Here is a 2139-nt window from a genome sequence, read left to right on the forward strand (position 1 = left end):
AGAGTTTATGGATTAAAAATAGATGCTAATTCTAAGCATAAGGTTTTAAAAGCTGATGGCACTTGGCTTAAAGTTGGAGAAGAATATGAAAAAACAGGCAACAAAGGAGAAGTATTATATACAATAGCAATTCCTAAAAATGATCCAATTTTAGAAGATACGAAATTGAAGAAAGAAGTAAATTGGAAATTGATTGATTCAAATGTAGTAGATAAAAATTCAGGTTATCATTGGAGCAAAGCGGTTACAAGTGGTATTTCGCATAATGTAACTGTAGGGTTATCTTATACAATTGGAATGGAAGTAGGTCTTGAAGGAGTTGCAAAAGTAAATCAATCATTAACTGCAAGTTTTGGTTATGGTGTTACTTTAAATTCAGAAAGTACAGTTACAAAAACATTTGACTTTAATCCAAAGACTGATTATGCATATGATCAATATAGAACTGCATTATATCAACAGGTAGCAACATATTCAGTTACTCCAGGAGAAAAATTACAAAAATGGATGTCTGAACAAAATGGTATTTGGGATAATATTTTTGGTCAATTTGGTGATCAATTTAAGGGTCTTACAAGTCCGACAGAATATAAAGTGAAAAATTCAGTTGATTATTCAGTAGATGTTTTAGTGGCTCTTACATCTAAGTAAAAAATTAGGTTCAGTTTAATTCCCTCCTAGCATATGGAGATAGCAACTATTAATCTGTTAGGTCCACATAGATATGATATTGTTGATCTATATGATTGTAAAGAACCTGATTGTAGTAATTCCATAGGTTCAATGAATTGACAAAAGGCCCAAATCATTTAATGGTAATTTATCGTATTACATTTTCGATCTAATAAAAAAATAATGTTATAAACCACTAAGAAGGCACCAACATGCCTCGCAACTTAAGAGATTGTAATGCTCTCAAATACAAAAAACGTTATCCTTCCTAAACAGGCTAGATTAGAAAGGATAACGTTTTTTATGCTTTTATTACCGTAAGAACCTGTATTGATATCAATTCATTTAAATATGCAAAATTGCATATTCATATGTATATTATTGAATAACTGATCTATGAAGCTAATGAACATGCAGGTTTCCTTTTTTACGTGTTAGTTTTATCAGTAAAGAGGTTAGACCTTTGAAAGGATTTTGTAACATTTATGAAAGAGAAATGAAAGATTTGTTAGATAGTCTGAGGCTTATCTACTGGTAGACGATGCGCGCAGATAGTAAAACCATTATTGAAAATAAGAAAGGATTAAGGCATGTTTATGAAAAGAAAACTACCAATGGTTACATTCTTAGCATTCATATTTAGTTTGATTATTACTGTTTTTCCAACAAATGCTGCTTATGCAGCTGGGGACAATCGTATACTTGACATTTATGGGGATCCAATCAAGACATCTAAAGATTATATAATGGTACGTAAAATTTGGGATGGTAAGCCTCGACATGCTGCTTTCGCAGGTGTAGGTCAGAAAAAACTTGGAGTAACTTATGAGAAGTTTGCGGGTTGGCATTATGTAATTCAATATAAAGATAAATCTTATTATGGTACTGCTGAGATTCATAAGGATACAAAAGGTAATGAGTACTATGGTACACCTATAAATTTTGAAACTCCAGATGGGGTAGAAAGTGATGGATATATAAGACATAGTACGCCAGTTACCATGTCAATGTGGATTGGGGGACCAAATGCTGAGGCAGGAGGAATTAAAAAATATGTCAATGCTGGGAATCGCGGCTGGATTTATTTTAGTGACCAATCAAAAAGTACGTTAACAGTTCAGGAACAAAATTCAAAGGAAATCAATTTAATAACAGGTAAAACTGATTATCTTAGAGATAAAATGGGTAGACCTACCGATTGGTACAATGCAGATCCACAAAATTCTGAGTATGGAGTTACATCATATTTTGAGCTAGAGACTTCAGAGCAACCATTTTCAAATCAAGATAAACTATGGGGAAGTTCTGCGCCGCCATATCAATCTGGTTATGAATTAGTACCTTTACCATAAAGCATCTAGTACATTTATATAACCGTATTTATTAATGTGCAATGTGTCTTTCAGTAAGGTAAGAGAGGACCCTATGAAAGAAATTTAAATTATATATCAAATGGAGGAATATTTA

The 2139-nt window shown here is 32.3% G+C and carries 2 protein-coding genes; both read left to right on the forward strand.

Annotated features, from left to right (window positions below; translation table 11 throughout):
• Nucleotides 1–651: hypothetical protein (locus CN288_RS27670; RefSeq protein ID WP_255260071.1), on the forward strand; the 651-nt coding region annotated here is incomplete at its 5' end.
• Between the two features lie 611 nt (nucleotides 652–1262).
• The gene (locus CN288_RS27675) at nucleotides 1263–2024 is read left to right on the forward strand and encodes a hypothetical protein (RefSeq protein ID WP_098303626.1); all 762 of its coding nucleotides are present in this window, start codon (nucleotides 1263–1265) and stop codon (nucleotides 2022–2024) included.
• The last annotated feature ends 115 nt before the right edge of the window (nucleotides 2025–2139 follow it).

Source organism: Bacillus sp. AFS023182 (assembly GCF_002560575.1).
GTDB classification, from domain to species: Bacteria; Bacillota; Bacilli; order Bacillales; family Bacillaceae_G; genus Bacillus_A; species Bacillus_A arachidis.

Excerpts from the sequence above, each read along its gene's own strand:
- CN288_RS27675 (WP_098303626.1), top strand. The coding sequence starts at position 1,263 with ATGTTTATGAAAAGAAAACTACCAATGGTTACATTCTTAGCATTCATA.